General features: G+C 70.0%; 1 protein-coding gene and 1 pseudogene. Both read left to right on the plus strand.

Annotated features, from left to right (window positions below; all coding sequences use genetic code 11):
• Positions 1-584 (plus strand): annotated as a pseudogene (locus tag AC2VOP_RS17570) (mammalian cell entry protein); the annotation flags it as partial.
• Between the two features lie 51 nt (positions 585-635).
• Positions 636-1185 (plus strand): MCE family protein (locus AC2VOP_RS17575; protein WP_486962152.1); only part of this gene is annotated, 550 nt, incomplete at its 3' end.

Below are 1185 nucleotides of genomic sequence, written 5' to 3' on the forward strand. Positions count from 1 at the left end.
ACGCCGGGCTGCCGGCGTTTCGCTACCCCGACCCGAACGGCACCCGCCGGTCCAACGGCGCGCCGCCGCCGGCGCCGCCGCTGGCCGAGGGCACCCCGGAGCATCCCGGGCCGGCGGTGGCGCCGGGTTCGCCGTGCTCGTACGCCCCGGCCGCCGGTGTGTTCGGCACCCCGCAAAACCCGCTGCCCTGCGCGGGCCTCGATCAGAACCTGGGCCCATTCGGACCCAACGGACCGTACCCGGCCAGCCTCCCAGATGTTGTCACCTCGCCACCGAACCCCAACGGCCCGCCGGCCACACCGGGACTGCCGGTGGCCGGTCGACCCGCCCAGACCCCGCCCGATGTGGCGGGCACCCCGGTGCCGCTGCCGACCGACGCGCCGCCGGGGGCACGCACCGAGCCACTGGGCCCGGTGGCCGGGCCGACACCGGGAAACCCCGGGGCAGCTGCGCCGCCGCCACCGGCGGCGCCGTATCCACCGGCACCGCCGGGACCCGGCCCGCAACTGCCGGTCCCGTTCATCCCACCCGGTCAAGGCGGAAACAGCCAACCCGGCGGCGGAGGAGGAAGCCTTGGCCGCTAAAGCAAGCAGACAAAGCAGACCAGGCAGAGCAAGCAGAGAGGCCGGCCACACGTGAGCACCATCTTCGACATTCGCAACCTGCGGCTGCCGAAGCTGCCCGGCAGGACATGGCTGATCGGATCACTGGTGGCGGCTATGGTCTTCGTGCTGGCCGCCGGCATGGTTGCCGCGGCAGCACAGCTGTACAAAAAGCTCACCACCACCACCGTCGTCGCATATTTCCCGGAGGCACCCGGGCTGTATCCGGGCGACAAAGTGCAGATCATGGGCGTGCGGGTGGGATCGATCGACAAAATCGAACCAGCCGGCGACACAATGCGAATCACGTTGCACTACAGCAACAAATACCAGGTGCCAGCCCAGGCCACCGCATCGGTGCTCAACCCCAGCCTGGTCGCCTCGCGCACCATCCAACTGTCACCGCCCTACACCAGCGGGCCGGTGCTCGCCGACGGCGCGGTGATCCCGATCGAACACACCCAAGTACCCGTCGAATGGGATCAGCTGCGCGAGTCCATCAACGCGATCCTCAAGCAGCTGGGCCCGACACCGCAACAGCCGAAGGGACCGTTCGGCGACCTCATCGAATCGGCAGCCGACA

It is taken from the genome of Mycobacterium sp. TH-M106 (assembly GCF_057473765.1).